Below are 18,238 nucleotides of genomic sequence, written 5' to 3' on the forward strand. Positions count from 1 at the left end.
GTGCCCCGATCGCGTCCTATTCGGGTCTGCGGCTTCCGTCACCGAGCAGCAGTTCGACGGTGAGTTCGAGGCGATTCGCGACATCGGTCGCGGACGAGCGGCGGGTGAGCCAGGCCACCAGGTTCGACAGCCACACGTCGGAGATGACGCGGGCGACGGCCAACTGGTCTTCGGTGGGCTCGGTGTCCGTCATCGCGCGGGCGAACAGACGGTCCATCAGCTTGCCCACCTGATCGACCTCGGCGGCGGCGGACGCGTCGGCGAACATGAAGGCGCGCGTCATGGCCTCGGTCAGCAGTGGATCGCGCTGCATGGCCCGGGTGATCTGGCTGAGGATCAGCTGCATCCGCTCGAGCGGGTTCCGGCCCGGCGGGTTCTTTCCCCGCGAGTCGATCCGCTCGAACTCGCGGGCGAGCGCCGACACCAGCAGGTGCACCTTGGACGGGAAGTAGCGGTACAGCGTCCCTACGGCGACGTCGGCGCGTTCGGCGACGGCCCGCATCTGCACGGCTTCGTATCCGCCCTTGGAGGCCAGGGCCAGGGTCGCGTCGAGGATCCGCTTGCGCCGTTCCTTCTGCGCGTTGGAACTGAGATCGTCCTCGCCCAGCGTCGCCGCAGCGACCGTCGTGGACCGTGATCGAGAGCTGGTCGTCATTACCTGTTTTCCTTCGCGCCTTGACTCATGGCCAGGTGTCATATTAGAACACGTTCTAGACGAATGTGTCATTCAGGAGAGGCGGATACCCGTTGTGACAATCGCCACCACCGAGGAACAGAGGGCTGCAGCGGGTTCGATCCAGGCTTGGGCGCGGTCCACGGACCCGCTGGTCACAGTACGGCAAGGACCAGCAGATTCGTGGCGTACGTCGTGGCCGTCCTTCGCCTCGCTCGGAATTTTCTCGGTCGCCGTGCCCGACGAGGTCGGTGGGTCGGGAGCGGAGATCGTCGATCTCGCCGCGATGCTCGAACAGGCCGCGACTGAACTCGTCCCGGGTCCTGTTCTCTCGACCGCTCTCGCCGCGCTCGTCGTCGGCCGCAGCTCCGGCGCCGCCGCGAAACGGTGGTCCGAGGACCTCGCCGACGGCGCGATGCCGTGCTCGGTGGCTCTCGGCAGCAACTCCCCGGTGAACGCGACCCTCGCGGCCGACGGCGGGCTGACGCTCACCGGCGATGCGGGCTTCGCGATCGGCGGTGACACGGGGGTGACCGTGCTGCTGCCTGCCGACGCGGGCGACGGCGTCGTGTGGTGTCTGGTCGACGGCGAATCCGACGGCCTGGACATCACGGTCGCCGACACGATCGACAAGAGCCGCCCGCTCGCGCGGGTGCGGTGCGATCGTGTGGCGATCGCGGCCGACCGGGTGCTCGCGGGGGTGCCGGACGGGCTCGTGCCCGACCTCGCCGCGACACTCGCCGCGGCGGAGGCGTCCGGGATCGCGGCCTGGTGTCTGCGAACGGCGGTGGAGTACGCCAAGATTCGCGAGCAGTTCGGCAAACCGATCGGATCGTTCCAGGCGATCAAGCATCTGTGCGCGGAGATGCTGTGCCGCGTCGAACAGTCCGGCGCGGCGGCGTGGGATGCGGCCGTGGCGGCGGAGGACGCGTGGGGCGCGGGCGGCGGCGAGCTTCCGGTCGCGGCCGCGGTCGCGGCGTCGCTCACGCTCGACGCCGCCGTCGAGACCGCCAAGGACTGCATCCAGGTGCTCGGTGGGATCGGCTTCACCTGGGAACACGACGCGCACTTCTACTTGCGCCGGGCGACGTCGCTGCGACAGCTGCTCGGCGGCTCCGCCCGCTGGCGGGCGCGGGTCACGGAACTGACGCGCGCCGGTGCTCGCAGGCACCTGTCGATCGACCTGTCCGGGCTCGACGACGAGCGGGCGCAGATCCGCGCCGAGATCGCCGAGCTGGTGGCGCGACCGGAGTCGGAGCGGCGCGCGGCCCTCGCGGAATCGGGCTACCTGGCCCCGCACTGGCCGGCGCCCTATGGGCGGGGTGCGCGCGCCGCGGAGCAGATCCTGATCGAGGAGGAACTGGCGGCCGCCGGGGTCGGCAGGCCCGACCTCGTGATCGGCTGGTGGGCCGTGCCGACCATCCTCGAGCACGGCAGTGCCGAGCAGATCGAGCGTTTCGCGACCCCGACGCTGCGCGGCGAGATCATCTGGTGCCAGCTGTTCAGCGAACCCGGCGCCGGCTCCGACCTCGCGGCGCTGCGGACGTCCGCGGAGAAGGTGGACGGCGGGTGGCGGCTGAACGGTCAGAAGGTGTGGACGTCGAGGGCGCAGGAAGCGGACTGGGCGATCTGCCTGGCCCGCACCGACCGGGACGCGCCCAAGCACAAGGGCATCAGCTACTTCCTCGTCGACATGACGAGCCTCGGCATCACCATCTCGCCGCTGCGCGAGATCACCGGCGACGCCCTGTTCAACGAGGTGTATCTCGAGGACGTGTTCGTGCCGGACGAGCTGGTGGTCGGGAATCTCGGCGACGGCTGGAAACTGGCCCGCACCACGCTGGCGAACGAGCGGGTGGTGATGGGCGGAGGCTCCTCGCTCGGTGAGGCGATGGAGGAACTGCTCGCGCTCGCGGGGGACGGCGACCCGGTGACCGACTACAAGCTCGGGCATCTCATCGGTAATGCGCTCGTCGGCTCGCAGCTCGAACTGCGCACCACCCTCCGGCAGCTGGACGGTCAGGACCCGGGACCCGAATCGAGTGTCCGCAAGTTGGTCGGTGTCCGCCAGCGGCAGGCGGTCGCGGAATTCGCGATGGAACTCGGTGGCGTGGACGGCTGGGTGGAGGGTCCGCTGGCGCGGGAATTCCTCAACACGCGCTGCCTGTCCATCGCGGGCGGAACGACGCAGATCCTGCTGACGGTCGCGGCCGAGCGGATTCTCGGGCTACCGCGGGGCTGAGCCGCGTCGCGATGGTCTTTCGCGGGGTCCGGGATGGTGATACAACTAGAACACGTTCTAAATTGAAAGTGGGATTGTCAGCGTGGACTTCACTCGAGACGAAACCCAGGAGGCCGTGGCTCAGGTCGCGGCGGGACTGCTGGCCCGCGACCTCGACGGCGACGCCCTCTGGGCCGCGTTCGCCGACGCCGACCTGCTGACCCTCGCACTGCCGGAGCGTCTCGGCGGTGAAGGGCTCTCGGTCACCGACGTCGGTGCGCTGCTCACCGAGGTCGGGCGGAAGGCGGCGCAGGTCCCGGCCCTCGCAACGCTCGGATTCGGTGTGCTGCCCATCGTCGCACTGGGCGACGACGCACAACAGGACGCACTGCTCACCGGTCTCGCCGACGGCCGCACGTTCACCGCGGCGCTCGCCGAACCCGGGGCGCAGTTCCCGGCACGGCCCTCGGTGACCGCGGTCGCGGACGGGGACGGCTACTCCGTGACCGGGCGCGTGCTCGCGGTCCCGTTCGCCGAGCGGGCGCACCGGATCCTCGTGCCCACGGACACCGGGGTGGTGCTGGTGGACCCGGGCGCGGACGGCGTCACGCTCACGCCGACACCCTCGGCGTCGGGGAGCCCCGAATTCGCGATCACGTTCGACGGCGCGCGGGGCGAACTGCTCGCGGCCGGCGACGACGCGGTGCAGACGCTGTACCGCATCGCCCTGGCGTCGATCGGGGCGGTCGCGGACGGACTGCTTTCGGGCGCAACGGTTCTGGCAGGAGAGCACCTCGCGACCCGCCACCAGTTCGGCAAGCCGCTCGCCACGTTCCAGGCCGTGTCGCAGCAGATCGCCGACGTCTATGTCACGTCCCGCACCCTCCACGTGTCGGCGCTCGCGGCGTCGTGGCGGGTGTCCGAAGGCCTGGACGCCCAGGACGATCTGGACGTGATGGCGTACTGGATCGCCGCCGAAGTGCCTGCCGCCATGCAGGTTCTGCACCACCTGCACGGCGGGATCGGCGTCGACGTCACCTACCCGCTGCACCGCTACTACTCGACCGCCAAAGACCTGGCCCGCCTCGTGGGCGGCGCCTCGTACCGACTCGACCTCGTGGGGGCCCGGTGTTCATCGATCTGACCGACGAGCAGCGTGAGCTGCAAGCGGAACTGAGGCGCTACTTCTCCGGGCTGATCTCGCCGGCCGAGGCCGAGGTGATGCGCACGGAGCGCCATGGCAGCACCTACCGCGAGGTCATCCGCCGGATGGGCAAGGACGGCTGGCTCGGGGTGGGCTGGCCGGTGGAGTTCGGAGGCCGCGGCTTCGGCGAGATCGAGCAGCAGATCTTCGTCAACGAGGCGACCCGCGCCGACGTGCCGCTACCCGCGGTCACGTTGCAGACGGTGGGTCCGACGCTGCAGAAGTACGGGACCGAGGAGCAGAAGCGCAAATTCCTTCCCGCGATCCTGGCCGGCGAGGTGCACTTCGCGATCGGCTACACCGAACCGGAAGCGGGCACCGACCTCGCGGCGCTGCGGACCACGGCCGTGCGCGTGGGTGACGAGTACGTCGTCAACGGGCAGAAGATCTTCACCACCGGCGGTCACGACGCCGACTACCTGTGGCTCGCCGTCCGCACGGGCTCGGCGGATTCGCGTCACCGCGGCATCTCCATCCTGATCATGGACACCAAGGACCCTGGCTACAGCTGGACACCGATCATCACGTGCGACGGTGCGCATCACGTCAACGCCACCTACTACTCCGACGCCCGGGTTCCCGCGGACATGCTGGTCGGTGAAGAGAATCAGGGCTGGCGACTGATCACCACCCAGCTCAACCACGAACGCGTCATGCTCGGACCGGCAGGCCGGGTGGGAGGTCTCTACGACCGCATCCGCAACTGGGCCGTCGCGCACGAACTGCTCGACGAGCCGGACGTGCGGCGCGCGCTCGGCGAGATCCACGCGACGTTCCGCCTCAACGAACTACTCAACTGGCAGGTGGCGTCGAGTGAGGCGGACGCCGTCGACATCGCCGACGCGTCCGCGACGAAAGTGTTCGCCACCGAACGTATTCAGCGCATCGGCCGGCTCGTCGAGGAGATCGTCGGACGCTACGGCGACCCGTCCGAGCCGGAGACCGCCGACCTCATGAAGTGGCTCGACATGCAGGTGAAGCGCAACCTCGTCATCACGTTCGGTGGCGGTGTCAACGAGGTGATGCGCGAGCTGATCGCGACAGCCGGTCTGAAACTTCCCCGAGTCCCGCGATAGGAGCGCCGCGCGAAATGAGTTCCGAACAGATTCTCGCTGCCGCGGAAGAGGTCCGGTCGGCGGGCCCGAGCGCTCCTCGCCCCGGGCGGGACCCGATCAACCTGCCGATGATCCGCAACTGGGTGGAGGCGATCGGCGACCGGAATCCGATCTACGTCGACGAGGCGGCGGCGCGGGCAGCGGGACACGACGCCGTCGTGGCCCCGCCCGCGATGGCCCAGGTGTGGACGATGCAGGGACTGAACGCGGTTCGGCAACCCGACGACCCGCTCGGGCGGATGACGACGATCCTCGACGAGGCCGGGTTCACGTCCGTCGTCGCCACCAACTGCGATCAGATCTACCACCGCTACCTGAAGGTCGGCGAGGAGGTCACCATCACCACGACCCTCGAGGACCTCGTGGGTCCGAAGAAGACGGGCCTCGGTGAGGGGTGGTTCTTCACCACCCGCAGCCTGTGGCGGGTCGCGAACGGCGACGGCACCGGCGAGGTCGTGGCCGAGATGCTGTTCCGCATCCTGAAGTTCGCCCCGAAACCCGCTGAACCGGTGGCGCCTTCGGCGAACGGTCAGGGCGCGTCCTTCGACGACCTCGACCCCGCCAAGTTGATGCGGCCCAGCGCCTCGCAGGACACCCAGTTCTTCTGGGACGGGGTTGCCGCGCACGAGTTGCGGATCCAGCAGCGGGAGGACGGATCGCTGCAGCACCCGCCGGTGCCCGCGCTGTGGAAGGACAAGGCGGAGACGACGGACTACGTCGTCGCGTCGGGTCGCGGCACGGTGTTCAGCTACGTGGTCCACCACGCGCCGAAGGTCCCGGGACGCTCGCTGCCGTTCGTGGTGGCGCTGGTCGAACTGGAGGAAGGCGTCCGGATGCTCGGTGAGCTGCGCGGTGTCGACCCTGCCGAGGTGACGGTCGGGATGCCGGTGGAGGCGATCTACCTCGACTTCCCGGGTGACCAAGAGACGGGCGGCACGCCGTGGACCCTGTACGCGTGGCAGCGCGGAGCGAAGGAGCAGTCATGACGTCCACACTCGATGTCGCGGTGGGAACGACGCTTCCGGAATTGACCGTGACCGGCGACCCGACGTTCGTCGTCTCGGCCGCGCTCGCGACGCGCGACTTCCAGGACGTCCACCACGACCGCGACCTGGCGCAGCAACGCGGGTCGAAGGACATCTTCGTCAACATCCTCACCGACACGGGACTGGTGCAGCGGTTCGTCACCGACTGGGCGGGACCGAACGCGGTGATCAAGTCGATCGCGTTGCGCCTCGGGGTTCCGTGGTACGCCTACGACACCCTCACGCTGAGCGGCACGGTGGCGTCGGTGGACGACGGCGTCGTCACTCTGGACGTCGTCGGGAAGAACGGTCTCGGCGACCACATCACGTCGAAGGTGACCCTCGTCCTGGACGGACGCACGAACGGAGCGGGTGCATGAGCGGGTTGTCGGGCAAGGCTGTCATCGCCGGGATCGGCGCCACCGACTTCTCGAAGAACTCGGGCCGGAGCGAATTGCGGCTGGCGGCAGAGGCGGTCACTGCGGCGCTCGACGACGCCGGGCTGACCCCCGCGGACGTCGGCGGCCTGACGTCCTTCACGATGGACACCAACACCGAAGCGGCCGTGGCCCGTTCGGTCGGCATTCCGGACCTGAAGTTCTTCAGCCGCATCCACTACGGCGGGGGCGCGGCGTGCGCGACCGTGCAGCAGGCGGCGATGGCCGTGGCCACCGGTGTGGCCGACGTGGTGGTGGCGTACCGGGCGTTCAACGAGCGGTCGGGAATGCGGTTCGGGCAGGTGAACTCCGGTCTGGTGCAGCAGGTGAACTCGTCGGGTACCGACAACGCGTTCTCCTACCCGCACGGCCTGTCGACGCCGGCGGCGTTCGTCGCGATGGTCGCCCAGCGATACATGCACGAATACGGCGCTACGAGCGAGGATTTCGGACGGGTCGCGGTCACCGACCGCAAGCACGCCGCCACCAATCCGAACGCCTTCTTCTACGGCAAGCCGATCACCCTCGAGGACCACCAGAACTCCCGATTCATCGCCGAGCCCCTGCACCTGCTCGACTGCTGCCAGGAGTCCGACGGCGGCATCGCGATCGTGGTCACGTCACCGGAGCGGGCGAAGGATCTGAAGCAGAAACCGGCCGTGATCGCCGCGGCGGCTCAGGGGAGCGGCAGCGACCAGTACATCATGACCAGCTACTACCGTCCGGAGCTCGCGGGACTGCCCGAGATGGAGCTGGTCGGCAGGCAGCTGTGGGATCAAGCCGGGCTCGGACCGCAGGACATGGATCTGGCCGTCCTCTACGACCACTTCACACCATACGTATTGATGCAGCTCGAAGAACTCGGCTTCTGCGGCCGCGGCGAGGCCAAGGACTTCATCGCCGACGGTGCCATCGACCTCGACGGCAGTCTGCCGCTCAACACCCACGGAGGCCAGCTCGGCGAGGCCTACATCCACGGGATGAACGGCATCGCCGAGGGTGTGCGTCAGATCCGCGGCACGTCCGTGAACCAGGTCTCCGGCGTGCAGAACGTCCTCGTCACCGCCGGGACCGGTGTGCCTACGTCAGGGTTGGTGCTGACGGCCTGAGTCCGGCCCGAGTCTGTCGTCGCGCAATGTGTTTCGCGACATACCCGGCATCCCTGCCCACCCCGCCGGTGAGCATCGAGGCGAACGCCTGCAGGAACGGCAGCCCCACGAAATACAGTCCCGGATGGTCCGGCGAGACTCCGCGGGACTGCTCGGGCCACCCGTCCGATCCGGTGACGGGGATCTGGATCCACGACGTGTCCTTGCGGAACCCGGTGCACCAGATGACGTTGCGGACGTCGAGTGCGGTGCCGTCGTCGAGGACCGGTCTGCCGTCGTGGACGCCGGTGACCTTCTCGGGGAAGTGCTCTACACCGGCGGCGGCGAGGTCGGCCCGTTTGACCCGCAGCAGCGGTCCGCCACCCGAACGGACGTGGACGCGCATCTTCCGGCCGACGGGTGTGCGTTCCGTCAGAACGTGATTGGCCATGAACCACATGATGGGGATCGCGACGTGGGCGGCGCGCCCCTCGAGGTCGAACGGCACCTCACCGCGGACCGGTCCGGAGATCGTGGTGCGATGCGAATGGGAGACTTCCAGCGCGATGTCCGCGCCGGAGTGGCTGCACCCGACCACCAGCACCGGCCCGTCCTGCAGTTGGGACGGATTGCGGTAGTCGCTCGAATGCAGTTGCCGGATCCGGGGGTCGAGACGCTCGGCGAGATCCGGGAGGACCGGGGACTGCCACGTTCCGGAGGCGACGACGACGTTGTCTGCCTCGAATCGGTCCGTCCCGGCCGTGACGACGTATCGGTCGCCGACACGGGACAGGCCGTCGACGGTGGTGCCGGTCCGGATCGGTAACGCGAATCGCTCCGCGTAGGCCTCGAAGTAGTTCGCGACCTCGTCCTTCCCGGGCCAGGACCAACCCCGGGCGGGAATTCCCCAGCCGGGCAGACTGTCGTACCGGGCGGGACTGTAGAGCCGGAGCGAGTCGAACCGTTCCCGCCACACGTCTCCGACGCGGTCGTGAGCGTCGAGGATCACGAATCGCTGCCCGCATCTTGTGAGGTGGTATCCGGTGGCGAGGCCGGCCTGTCCGGCGCCGATCACGATCGTGTCGAAGCGTTCTGTGGACATCGTCTGTCTTCTTCCCTCGGGTGATCGGTGGTCATGCTCAACGCTATGACCGGGGCCGATCTCGGCGCGTCGGGAGAATGGCGCAGATACGTACGACCGTATGGGTACTTTCATGCAGACGGCCCGACGAGGCGATGCTCGTAGGCATAGGCCGTGGCCGCGGACCGAGACGAGATCCCCAGCTTGACGAAGATGTTGCTCAGGTGCCGCGCAACCGTCTTCTCGCTGAGGAACAGTTCCGTCGCCACCGCCCGGTTGCTCTTGCCCGCCGCCACGAGGCGGAGCACACACACTTCACGCGCGGTCAGGGGAGTGCTGACCGCCGGGTCGGGGCGGAACTCTGCCCGCAGTCGCTCGAGATCCGGGACCGCGCCCAGTTGCCGGTAGGTGGCGGACGCGAGGTCGTGCTCCATCTGCGCGGTGTCGTCGTCACCCAGGTCGCGGCACACCAGCGCGACCGACTCCCGGACCCGCGCGCACTCGTAGGGCGCGCCGATGTCCTGCCAGCGCCGCCACGCGTCGCGCAGAACGGTCAGTGCGTCGCTGCCCCGTCCCTCGGCGTGCAGCACCGATCCCGACGCCTGAGCTGACAGTGCGCGCAGGTAGGGGATCGCGAACCGTGTTGCGATCGAGTCGAGTTCGTCGGCGGCGGTGCGAGCCGCCGAGACGTCGCCGGCGGCGAGCTGGATGTCCACGCAGGCGGGCAGCAGCCGTGCGCGTTCCACGGCGCCGGTGGACTCGTCCACCGCACAGCGGATCGAGGCGACCGCGCTGCCGACCCGCCCCTGCGCCATCCGCAGCAGCGCGAGTCCGGGTTGCGGTCGCCTGCCCCAACGGTTCGCCTCCAGGAACAACTTCTCGGCCTGGGCGACCTCGCCGCGCAGGCGGTGGAGGTCGGCCATCACGTAGGCGGCGGACCCGACGGCGGCGTGCGAGGCGAGCCGCTCGTGTGCCCGCCGCGCCGAGTCCATCGCCGTGGGCCACTCGCCCTGCAGTTGCAGGATCTCGGCGCGGTGGACGAGACACTGACCGCGGTAGGGGACGAGGTCGGGTTGCGAAGAGCACCACTCCTCCAGCGCCACAGTCCATTCCCTGGACCGGCGGAGATCGCACATGTTCTGGCACTGCTCGATCACGGCGCAGTACACGATCCCCGCCACCACCGGGGACACCTCGTCGGACGTCACCCCGACCATCGCCTCGTCGAACGCGGACACCGCGTCGGCAACGTCCCCCAGCAGGACGAGCGAATGGCCGGTGCCCAGCACCCCGAGCGTCGTCAGATCCGGGTCGGCGAACCGGGTGCCCGCCTCCGTGATCGCACGGAAGATGTCGTATGCGGCCTTGCCGTCACCGGCGTCGATCCGTTGCAGTCCCTGCGGCACCAGCAGGTAGCCGCGCTCGGCGCAATCGACGCCCGCGGTGTCCAGCAGTCGCTGCGCCTTGCCCAGCCAGCCGCCGCCGCGCGCCTGCTCGCCCCGCATGATCAGGACGAACGAGAGCCAGAACGCGGACCGCGCGGAGCGCACCGGTCGACCCACGCGGGCCCACTCGTGCACCGCCCGTTCCCACCATTCGGTGCTGGCGTCGTCCTCACCGAGCAGGTAGGCGGCAGTGGCGACCAGTTCGAGGTCGTCACCGGACAGCGGGGTCTGCCGGTCGGCGCCCGACAGTCGTGCGTAGGTGTCGCGCCAGTCTCGTCGTTCGAAGGCCGCACGGCCCGTCCGGAGTTCCGACGTCGCGTCGGACATCACTGTCTCCTGCCGAAGATCTGCGCGCTGACCTGCTCGGATTTTCAGACTACCGCCGCACCGGGCCTGCCGGGAACGTCGAATATTCCTCGCAACCTGTCGGTGCCTCGAGTCACACTGGGGGCCACACGCCAACGGATGGGAACTTCTGATGGTCGATGCGATAACAGCAGAGGGTCTGGTCAAGAAGTACGGCAAGGTCACAGCGCTGGACGGGGTCGACCTCGCGGTCCCGTCGGGAACGGTGATGGCGCTGCTCGGCCCGAACGGCGCCGGCAAGACGACGGCGGTGCGGGTCTTCACCACGCTTCTCGTCCCGGACGCAGGCCGGGCGGAGGTGGCCGGTCTCGACGTCGTCCACGATGCGCGGGTGCTCCGATCCCGGATCGGCGCGTCGGGGCAGTATGCGGCGGTCGACGAGTACCTCACCGGTTTCGAGAACCTCGAGATGGTCGGGCGGCTCTACCACCTCGGGGGCAAACGCAGTAAGGCACGCGCCCGTGAACTGCTCGAACAGTTCGACCTGGTCGAGGCGGGAGATCGTCCCGTCAAGGGCTACTCGGGTGGCATGCGCCGGCGTCTCGACCTCGCGGGAGCGCTCGTGGCCGAGCCGGAAGTGTTGTTCCTGGACGAACCGACCACCGGGCTCGACCCCCGCGCCCGGCTGGCTCTGTGGGACGTCATCGACAATCTCGTCGCCAGGGGCACCACGCTTCTCCTGACCACCCAGTACATGGAAGAGGCCGAGCGCCTCGCCGACCAGATCGCGGTGATCGACCACGGTTCGGTCATCGCCCGCGGAACCGCCGACGAATTGAAGGACCGCGTGGGCGGTGAGCGCATCGAGCTGAGCGTCCGGGAGGGCATCGAACTCTCCGTCGTGCGCGACGAACTGGCCCCACTCGCCGCAGGCGACATTCTGGTGGAAGAAAACGTCCGCCGGGTGACGGTGCCGGTGACCGGCGGTGCGGACGCCCTCGTCGAGGCGCTGGGCCGCCTCTCCAACAGAGGAGTGAAGGTGTTCGACGTCGGCCTGCGCAGACCGACCCTGGACGACGTCTTCCTCACCCTGACCGGACACGAAGCCGAAGAGGAGCACGTCTCATGAGCGCCCCACAAACGGCGTCCGTGCACACCGCACTCGCGGACGGGCTCACGATCGCCAAGCGCAACATGATCAAGATCAAGCGCGTCCCCGACCTCATCGTGTTCACCACGTTGTCGCCGATCATGTTCGTGCTGCTGTTCGCGTACGTGTTCGGTAGTGCCATCCAGGTTCCCGGGATGTCCTACCGGGAGTTTCTGATCGCCGGGATCTTCACGCAGACAGTCATCTTCGGGGCCACGTGGACGGGTCTCGGGATGGTCGAGGACCTGCAGAAGGGGATCATCGACCGATTCCGGTCGCTGCCGATGGCCCCCTCCGCCGTGCTCCTCGGCCGCACCTCCACCGACGTCCTGATCAACATCGTCAGCCTCGTCGTGATGTCGCTGACCGGCCTGATCATCGGGTGGCGCATCCACTCGAGCCTCGGCGAAGCGCTGCTCGGCTACCTGCTCCTGCTGCTCTTCGCCTACGCGCTGTCGTGGGTGATGGCGGTGGTCGGTTTGTGGATCCGAACACCGGAAGTGTTCAACAACGCCAGCTTCATCGTCATCTTCCCGCTCTCGTTCATCGCGAACACGTTCGTCGAGACCACCAACCTGCCCGGTCCGCTGAAGGTGATCGCGGAATGGAATCCGGTGTCCGCGGTGACGCAGGCCGTGCGGGAACTGTTCGGAAACACCAACCCGGCCATGACCGTTCCCGACGCGTGGCCGTTGCAGCACCCGATCATCGCCTCCCTGGCATGGTCGGCGGTGCTGCTGGTGATCTTCGTGCCGTTCGCGATCCGGCGGTACAAGAAGGCGGTCAGCCGCTGAAGGTTGGCGTCAATTCGCCGCGGCGGGGATCACCCCCAACTGCTGGAGCATGGCGAGGACGTCCTTGTCCGACCACTTCTCCGCGATCCGCCCGTTCTCGATGCGGTGGATGACGGTGGCGGTCATCTCCATGTGGTTCCCCGTCGCGGGAATTCCGGGAAGATCACCCGTCTGCGTTCCGGTGCACAGCAGCCGGGTGACCACCTTGTCGCCCTCGGCCACCTGATCGTCGATCCGGTGTGTCCCCGGTGTGGCATCCCAGAACAACCGGAACTCCTGCTTCAGTCCCTCACGCCCTGGTGCGTCGAGACCGGGAAACGGCGCCGGTGAATGGTCGAGGTAGTTCTCGTCGACGAGTTCATCCAGTGCGTCGATGTTGCCTGCGTCGATCTCGGTGTAGAAACGCCGGATCAATTCCTTGTTCGTTTCCAGTGACATGACTCCATTGTCTGCCGGTCGCGGCGCGGCGTACACCCTTGCCGGCCGGACCAACGGGACGCCCGTTGCGTCAGATCGAACGAGCGTCCCGTTCGTCCAAGGGGTTAGCGGAGTTCGCGCGGCGAGTCGACGTCGCGGCCCGACCCCAGGTCGGAGCAGTCGACGGCCTCGGCGCCGTGTGCCCCGAGATAGTTCCGTGCGCCGGAGTCTCCGGTGAGACTGCGCCGCAGCGGAAGCCAGTGGGCGCGGCCGATCAGCACGGGGTGGCCCGGGCGTCCGGAATAGTGGGCCTGACGGAGCGCCGAGCGGGCGTCGCCGGGCGGCGCCGATGCCACCCGACGGACGGCGTCGACACCGAGGTCGGGGAGATCGACGAGGGTGATGACGACGGCATCGACGTCGTCGAACGTCGCCGCGACCTCCAGCCCCCGGCGCAGGGAGGCCGACAGCCCCGACTGCCAGTCCTCCGCGATCCCGACGGTGACGGGGACGCCGCCCGGCAGTAGGTCCTCGGCTTCGTCTGCGCGGGCCCCGAGCACCACGACGGTGGGCGCGCATCCGGCGTCCGACAGCACTCGCACGCCGCGCGCGAGCCACGGTTCCCCGTCCGCGCCGACGACGAGTGCCTTGGGCATGCCCATGCGCGAACCGGCCCCGGCGGCGAGCAGCACGCCCCCGATCGTCATCGTGTTCTCACCGGTCTGCGCTGCATGCGTTCAACTTACTTTTCCCTGGCGAAGTTCGCGTTGACACGCTGGTAGAGGTAGTCCTCGGCGGTGATGTCGGGGTACTTGCCCGCCGGTCCGGAGATGACGACGTCGCGGTTGGCCTGGGCGAAGAACGCGAGGCTGTAGCGGGCGCCGTGGTCGCCGTCCGGTCCGGGATTCTTGACGCGGTGGAAGTTGGACGGCAACCGGTCGTCGCTCCACCGCATCAGCATGTCGCCGATGTTGCAGGTGATCGCGTCCCCGGACGGCTCGATGAGCGTCCACTCCTGGGTGTCCATCTCCTTGCCCGGCAGCACCTGCAGACCGCCCTGGCCTTCTTGCTGGAACAGGAGGGTGAGGCAGTCGAAGTCGGTGTGGGCGCCGGCGCGCCACAGGCCGAGGTCGCTCCGAAGGTGCTCCGGGATGGCGAAGTAGTGCAGCATCCGCAGGGTGCTCTGGTAGCTGTCCACCGACGGGTCGTGGGCCTCGGCGAAGAAGCCGCGCTCGAACCCGAGCTTGTCGGCGAAGCACGACAGCAGTCGCATCGCCACGTCCCAGCACTGCGCCTCGAATCCGAGCATCGTGTCGCGGAAACCGGCCAGCTCCTCCTCGGTGGGCCACAGGTCGCCCATGTGCGGCCGGGTGATCTGGTACGACTCCTTCTCGTCCGGGACGCCGATGGACGGGCGCACCTGGGTTTTGCTCTCCCACCCGGAGTTGAAGCCCTTCTTCAGCGGGTACTGCGCCTTCACGGCCGAATCGAGGGCGAAGAACTGCTCGGACATCGCGAACGCCCTGCGCACGTCGGCGAGGTCGATGCCGTGGTTGTAGACCTGGAAGAAGCCGACGTCGACCGCCGCGTTCCACAGCTGTTCGGTGATGTCGGAGCGTCGAGCATCGAAGTCCGAGAGGTCGATTCGGCGGATCTCGCGATCGGTAGTCTCCGTCCCGAGCCCACCCATGCGGGATTCCTTGGCGAGTTCGTTCAGCGCGTGGCTGCCGGTCATCGTGTCTCTCCATCCTCGATTACATGCAATCTTCCGTGTTTGACCCACTATTGCTCGTAAACGTGACGAGTGACGACTTCGATGTGACGTGCGCGTTAAATGCATGATCGGCACATAAGTAGAGTCGACGGGCCGGACAGTTCGGAAGCAATTACATGCAATCGATACTTCACGCCCCCGCCGGGGCGTGCACCGTAGACTGGCCGGTGGCCTCGATACGCCAACAGTCGGAACGGACGGACACATGGTGGATCCGAACAGAGTCGGCGAACCTGCCCGGCAGGAGTTCGCGCAGCAGTGGGGCGGCTCCGGCAGCGTCGTCGACATCGACGGTCCCGTCCACTGGGTCGAATACGGTGCCGACACCGGATCCCTTCCGGTGGTCATGGTTCACGGCCTCGGCGGCTCGCATCTCAACTGGGTCCGGATCGCACCGGTCCTCGCGGAGCGCACCCGGGTGCTCACCGTGGATCTCCCCGGATTCGGGCTCAGTCCGTCCGGGCATCGCCGGACGGGGGTCGGCGCCAACGCCGAGGTGCTGCATCGCTTCCTCCGTGACGTCGTCGGCGGTCCCGTGATCCTGATGGGCAACTCGATGGGCGGCATGATCTCGCTGTTCGAGGCGGCGGCGCACCCCGAGACGGTTTCGGCGCTGGTTCTCGTCGACCCCGCACTCCCTGTCGCGCAACGGATCCCGGACCCCCGGATCGCCGCGCAGTTCGCGATGTACTTCACGCCGTTCGTGGGGGAGCGGTTCCTGCAGTACTCGAGCAGGAAGTTGACGGACCGGCAGTTGGTCGAGCGGATGATCGATTTGTGCTTCGCCGAGCCGAGCCGGGCGTCGGAAGATTCCCTCGACGCCGCAGCGGCTCTCACGGGATACCGGCGCGGGCTGCCGTCCGAGGATGCTGCGTTCCTTCAGGCCAGCCGGTCGCTGATGCGGGTCCTGGCTCGCCCGCGCCGATACCTCGACACCATGCGGTCGATCGCACAACCCGTTCTCCTGCTCCACGGCGACCGCGACCGACTGGTTCCGGTCGCGGCGGCCCGCAAGGTGGCGACGGCAAACCCGCGGTGGGACAGCGTGATTCTCGCGAACGTGGGGCACACCCCGCAGCTCGAGGTTCCCGACACGATGCTCGACCACGTGCACACGTGGGTCGACCGGCACGGACTGATCGACGCCTAGGCTTCGGCCGACCCGCCGGACCCGGCGATCGACTGCGCCAGCGCGCGGAACAGGTGGGTGAGTTCGGGTCTCGTCGCCGTTCCGCTCCGGACGACCCCGCACACCGGGATGCGCAGCCGGTCGTGCGCCTCGCGCAGGAAGCTCAGCCCTCGGCGGGGAGTCGCGTCGGCCGTGTCGGCATACAGCACCGTCCACGACCGCGGGGTCGTGAGGACGTCGAGGGTGGCCGTGTGGTCGCTGGGGATCGACGGTCCGAGCATGACCCGCTGCCCGACCTGCCGGAACGCGTCCTCGACGACGGTGTGGATCAGGATCTGACTGCTGCGTGGCGGGAGCAGCAGGGGGTACGGCGCCAGTTCGCTCAGGTCGACGGTCGAGACCCCCGCCAGTGGGTGTTTGCTCGACGTCACGATCACCAGGTCCTCGAGCCCGAATTCCACCGTTTCGAGCCCGGGCCGGTCGACGCCGCCGCGAATGAGCGCGAGATCGGCGTCCCCCGACGCGACCGCGGTCATCCGGTCGGTGAAGTCCTTGATGACGAATTCGATGTCGAGCTGCGGGAAGTCTTCGCGGACAGTGGATATCGCCTCGAGGCTCTGGGTTGCGAAGCTCATGCTCGCGCTGATACGGAGCCGGTTGCGGGGATCGAGTCCCACCGACAGCGCGCGGGCCTCGAGGCCCATCATCTCGGCTGCGATGGGCATCAGCCGTTCGCCTGCCGCGGTCAGCCGCGTGGCGCGCGTCGACCGCTCCAGGAGGGTGGTGCCCAACTCGTGTTCGAGCTTCGCGATCTGGTGGCTGATCGCCGACTGGGAGATGAAGCAGCGTTGCGCCGCGCGCGAGAAACTGCCCTCCTCGCCGACCGCGAGGAAGTAGCGAAGCTGTCGGAACTCCATGACCTGAGGTTACGTCCTTCCGTGAAGACTTATGAGCAATCGAGATAACACAATTTCGATTTCCCCAGCTTACTGGCGATTAACATTGGTCGATCCCTAATGTGGAGCTCATACGCGGCGCTAAGTAGACGCCAGAAGCAGTAGGAGGTTTTCGGTGGATCGCACACAGGTCGTCATCGTGGGATCGGGATTCGGCGCCCTTGCGGCGGCGAAGAAGCTCGGCAAGGCAGGCACGCCGTTCGTGCTGATTTCCGAGACCACCGAGCATCTGTTCCAGCCCCTTCTGTACCAGGTCGCCACCGGTGTCATCTCGCCCGGCGAGATCGCCCCGTCCATCCGCGCGATCCTCGCCAAATACCCCAGCGGTGACGTCCGGCTCGGCCGCGTCGTCGACGTCGACCCGGACAAGAAGCAGGTCGTCTACGAGGCCGGCGGGGTGAGCCACACGATCGGTTACGACAGCCTGATCGCCGCGACGGGCGCCCGGCAGGCCTACTTCGGCCACGACGAGTTCGCCGAGGTCACGTACGCGCTCAAGACCGTCGCCGACGCCGACCGGCTGCGCCGGCAGATCGTCCGCTGCTTCGAGGAGGCGCACACCACCTCCGACCCGGAGCGTCGCCGCGACCTGCTGCACTTCATCGTGATCGGTGCCGGTCCGACCGGTGTCGAACTGGCAGGTCAGATCAAGGAACTGGCGGGCCGCTACTTCGAGAAGTCGCTCCGCGACATCACGTCCGAAGACGTCACCGTCACCCTCGTCGAGGGTGCGAACGAGACGCTGCCGGTCTTCGGCGGCAAGCTCAGCAAGTACACGCAGGACTCGCTGGAGAAGGCGGGTGTCGAGGTGGTGCTCGGCACGATGGTCACCGACATCGACGAACACGGTGCCACGCTGTCGTCGCCGAGCACCGGTTTCGAGAAGCGCCTCACGGCGGACACGATCATCTGGTCGGCCGGCATCCAGGCCAACGACTTCGCCGCCGTGCTGGCGGACCGGACCGGCTGTGAGACCGGCCGGGGCGGGCGCCTGCTGGTCGACGAGGACCTCACGGTGGGCCGCTACGACGACGTCTACGCGATCGGCGACATGGCGTCGCTGAACAACCTGCCCGCCCAGTCGCCGTTCGCGATGCAGGGTGGACGGCACGTCGCGGCCATCATCACCGGGAAACGCGCCCTCGGAACGCCGTTCACGTACCGCGACAAGGGCAGCATGGCGATCATCAACCGGTTCCGTGCGATCACCCGCGTCGGCAAGGTCGAGCTGACCGGTGTACTCGCCTGGTTCCTGTGGCTCGCCGTGCACCTCGTCTACCTGGTCGGATTCCGCAACCGGTACGTCGCGGTGATGTCGTGGTGCGGTTCGTTCCTCGGACACCGCCGCCCGCACTTCCACTACGCCCAGGAGATCGAACCCGCCGAACTGACCGAGCAGCGAGAGGGTGCCGCGGCCTGACAT

At 68.0% G+C, this 18,238-nt stretch carries 17 protein-coding genes; 10 read left to right on the forward strand and 7 right to left on the reverse strand.

The genetic code is table 11. The annotated features are described in order from the left end of the window. Window positions 1-16: 16 nt before the first annotated feature. Entirely contained in the window at window positions 17-655 is a 639-nt protein-coding gene (gene kstR / locus CJ177_RS24935; RefSeq protein ID WP_005566090.1) for a cholesterol catabolism transcriptional regulator KstR, read from the reverse strand. A 94-nt stretch (window positions 656-749) separates the two neighbouring features. On the opposite strand from kstR, the gene CJ177_RS24940 reads away from it, so the two are divergent. From CJ177_RS24940 to CJ177_RS24965, 6 genes are all read left to right on the forward strand, one after another. Further along, window positions 750-2,915 carry an acyl-CoA dehydrogenase gene (locus tag CJ177_RS24940; RefSeq protein WP_095868877.1) on the forward strand — a complete coding sequence of 722 codons (2,166 nt, stop codon included), beginning with the start codon at window positions 750-752 and terminating at the stop codon, window positions 2,913-2,915. Window positions 2,916-2,997: 82 nt separating this feature from the next. Beyond that, complete coding sequence (locus CJ177_RS24945) at window positions 2,998-4,038, forward strand: acyl-CoA dehydrogenase family protein (RefSeq protein ID WP_061701028.1); 1,041 nt, start codon at window positions 2,998-3,000, stop codon at window positions 4,036-4,038. Continuing rightward, window positions 4,023-5,174 (forward strand): acyl-CoA dehydrogenase family protein, encoded by a 1,152-nt coding sequence (locus tag CJ177_RS24950; RefSeq protein ID WP_095868878.1) that lies wholly within the window; start codon window positions 4,023-4,025, stop codon window positions 5,172-5,174. The genes CJ177_RS24945 and CJ177_RS24950 overlap by 16 nt, the downstream gene beginning before the upstream one ends. Before the next feature lie 14 nt (window positions 5,175-5,188). Next, window positions 5,189-6,199, forward strand: coding sequence for a bifunctional MaoC family dehydratase N-terminal/OB-fold nucleic acid binding domain-containing protein (locus CJ177_RS24955; protein WP_095868879.1), 1,011 nt, complete (start codon window positions 5,189-5,191; stop codon window positions 6,197-6,199). Then, window positions 6,196-6,618, forward strand: a complete 423-nt coding sequence (locus tag CJ177_RS24960; RefSeq protein ID WP_005265182.1) for a MaoC family dehydratase — start codon at window positions 6,196-6,198, stop codon at window positions 6,616-6,618. Before CJ177_RS24955 ends, CJ177_RS24960 begins: the two co-directional genes overlap by 4 nt. Continuing rightward, a complete protein-coding gene (locus tag CJ177_RS24965; RefSeq protein WP_061701031.1) occupies window positions 6,615-7,784 on the forward strand; it encodes a lipid-transfer protein in 1,170 nt (389 codons plus the stop codon). The genes CJ177_RS24960 and CJ177_RS24965 overlap by 4 nt, the downstream gene beginning before the upstream one ends. Here CJ177_RS24965 and CJ177_RS24970 read toward each other — a convergent pair. Continuing rightward, window positions 7,756-8,865, reverse strand: a complete 1,110-nt coding sequence (locus CJ177_RS24970) for an NAD(P)/FAD-dependent oxidoreductase (RefSeq protein ID WP_095868880.1) — start codon at window positions 8,863-8,865, stop codon at window positions 7,756-7,758. The two genes, CJ177_RS24965 and CJ177_RS24970, sit on opposite strands and share 29 nt — an antisense overlap. Window positions 8,866-8,975: 110 nt before the next feature. Beyond that, the gene (locus CJ177_RS24975; protein WP_095868881.1) at window positions 8,976-10,616 is read right to left on the reverse strand and encodes a LuxR C-terminal-related transcriptional regulator; all 1,641 of its coding nucleotides are present in this window, start codon (window positions 10,614-10,616) and stop codon (window positions 8,976-8,978) included. A gap of 151 nt (window positions 10,617-10,767) precedes the next feature. Between CJ177_RS24975 and CJ177_RS24980 the strand changes: the two genes are divergently transcribed. Then, on the forward strand, window positions 10,768-11,724 hold the full coding sequence (locus tag CJ177_RS24980) for a daunorubicin resistance protein DrrA family ABC transporter ATP-binding protein (RefSeq protein WP_025431767.1): 957 nt from the start codon (window positions 10,768-10,770) through the stop codon (window positions 11,722-11,724). Further along, window positions 11,721-12,539, forward strand: a complete 819-nt coding sequence (locus CJ177_RS24985; protein ID WP_005244857.1) for an ABC transporter permease — start codon at window positions 11,721-11,723, stop codon at window positions 12,537-12,539. The genes CJ177_RS24980 and CJ177_RS24985 overlap by 4 nt, the downstream gene beginning before the upstream one ends. A gap of 9 nt (window positions 12,540-12,548) precedes the next feature. Here CJ177_RS24985 and CJ177_RS24990 read toward each other — a convergent pair whose 3' ends face one another. From CJ177_RS24990 to CJ177_RS25000, 3 genes are all read right to left on the reverse strand, one after another. Continuing rightward, entirely contained in the window at window positions 12,549-12,977 is a 429-nt protein-coding gene (locus CJ177_RS24990; RefSeq protein ID WP_025431768.1) for an ester cyclase, read from the reverse strand. A 104-nt stretch (window positions 12,978-13,081) separates the two neighbouring features. Then, window positions 13,082-13,663 (reverse strand): NTP transferase domain-containing protein, encoded by a 582-nt coding sequence (locus CJ177_RS24995; RefSeq protein ID WP_095868882.1) that lies wholly within the window; start codon window positions 13,661-13,663, stop codon window positions 13,082-13,084. A 35-nt stretch (window positions 13,664-13,698) separates the two neighbouring features. Then, window positions 13,699-14,691 (reverse strand): isopenicillin N synthase family oxygenase, encoded by a 993-nt coding sequence (locus tag CJ177_RS25000; RefSeq protein ID WP_095868883.1) that lies wholly within the window; start codon window positions 14,689-14,691, stop codon window positions 13,699-13,701. 244 nt (window positions 14,692-14,935) lie between these two features. Here CJ177_RS25000 and CJ177_RS25005 point away from each other — a divergent pair, with 244 nt between their 5' ends. Then, window positions 14,936-15,880: an alpha/beta fold hydrolase gene (locus tag CJ177_RS25005; RefSeq protein ID WP_025431769.1), complete on the forward strand. Its 945-nt coding sequence runs from the start codon at window positions 14,936-14,938 to the stop codon at window positions 15,878-15,880. Here CJ177_RS25005 and CJ177_RS25010 read toward each other — a convergent pair. Next, window positions 15,877-16,776, reverse strand: coding sequence for a LysR family transcriptional regulator (locus tag CJ177_RS25010; RefSeq protein WP_005244852.1), 900 nt, complete (start codon window positions 16,774-16,776; stop codon window positions 15,877-15,879). The genes CJ177_RS25005 and CJ177_RS25010 overlap by 4 nt on opposite strands. Window positions 16,777-16,930: 154 nt before the next feature. On the opposite strand from CJ177_RS25010, the gene CJ177_RS25015 reads away from it, so the two are divergent. Further along, entirely contained in the window at window positions 16,931-18,235 is a 1,305-nt protein-coding gene (locus CJ177_RS25015; RefSeq protein WP_095868884.1) for an NAD(P)/FAD-dependent oxidoreductase, read from the forward strand. Window positions 18,236-18,238: the final 3 nt, after the last annotated feature.

This window comes from Rhodococcus sp. ACPA1 (genome assembly GCF_002300195.1).
Taxonomy (GTDB): Bacteria; Actinomycetota; Actinomycetes; order Mycobacteriales; family Mycobacteriaceae; genus Rhodococcus_F; species Rhodococcus_F opacus.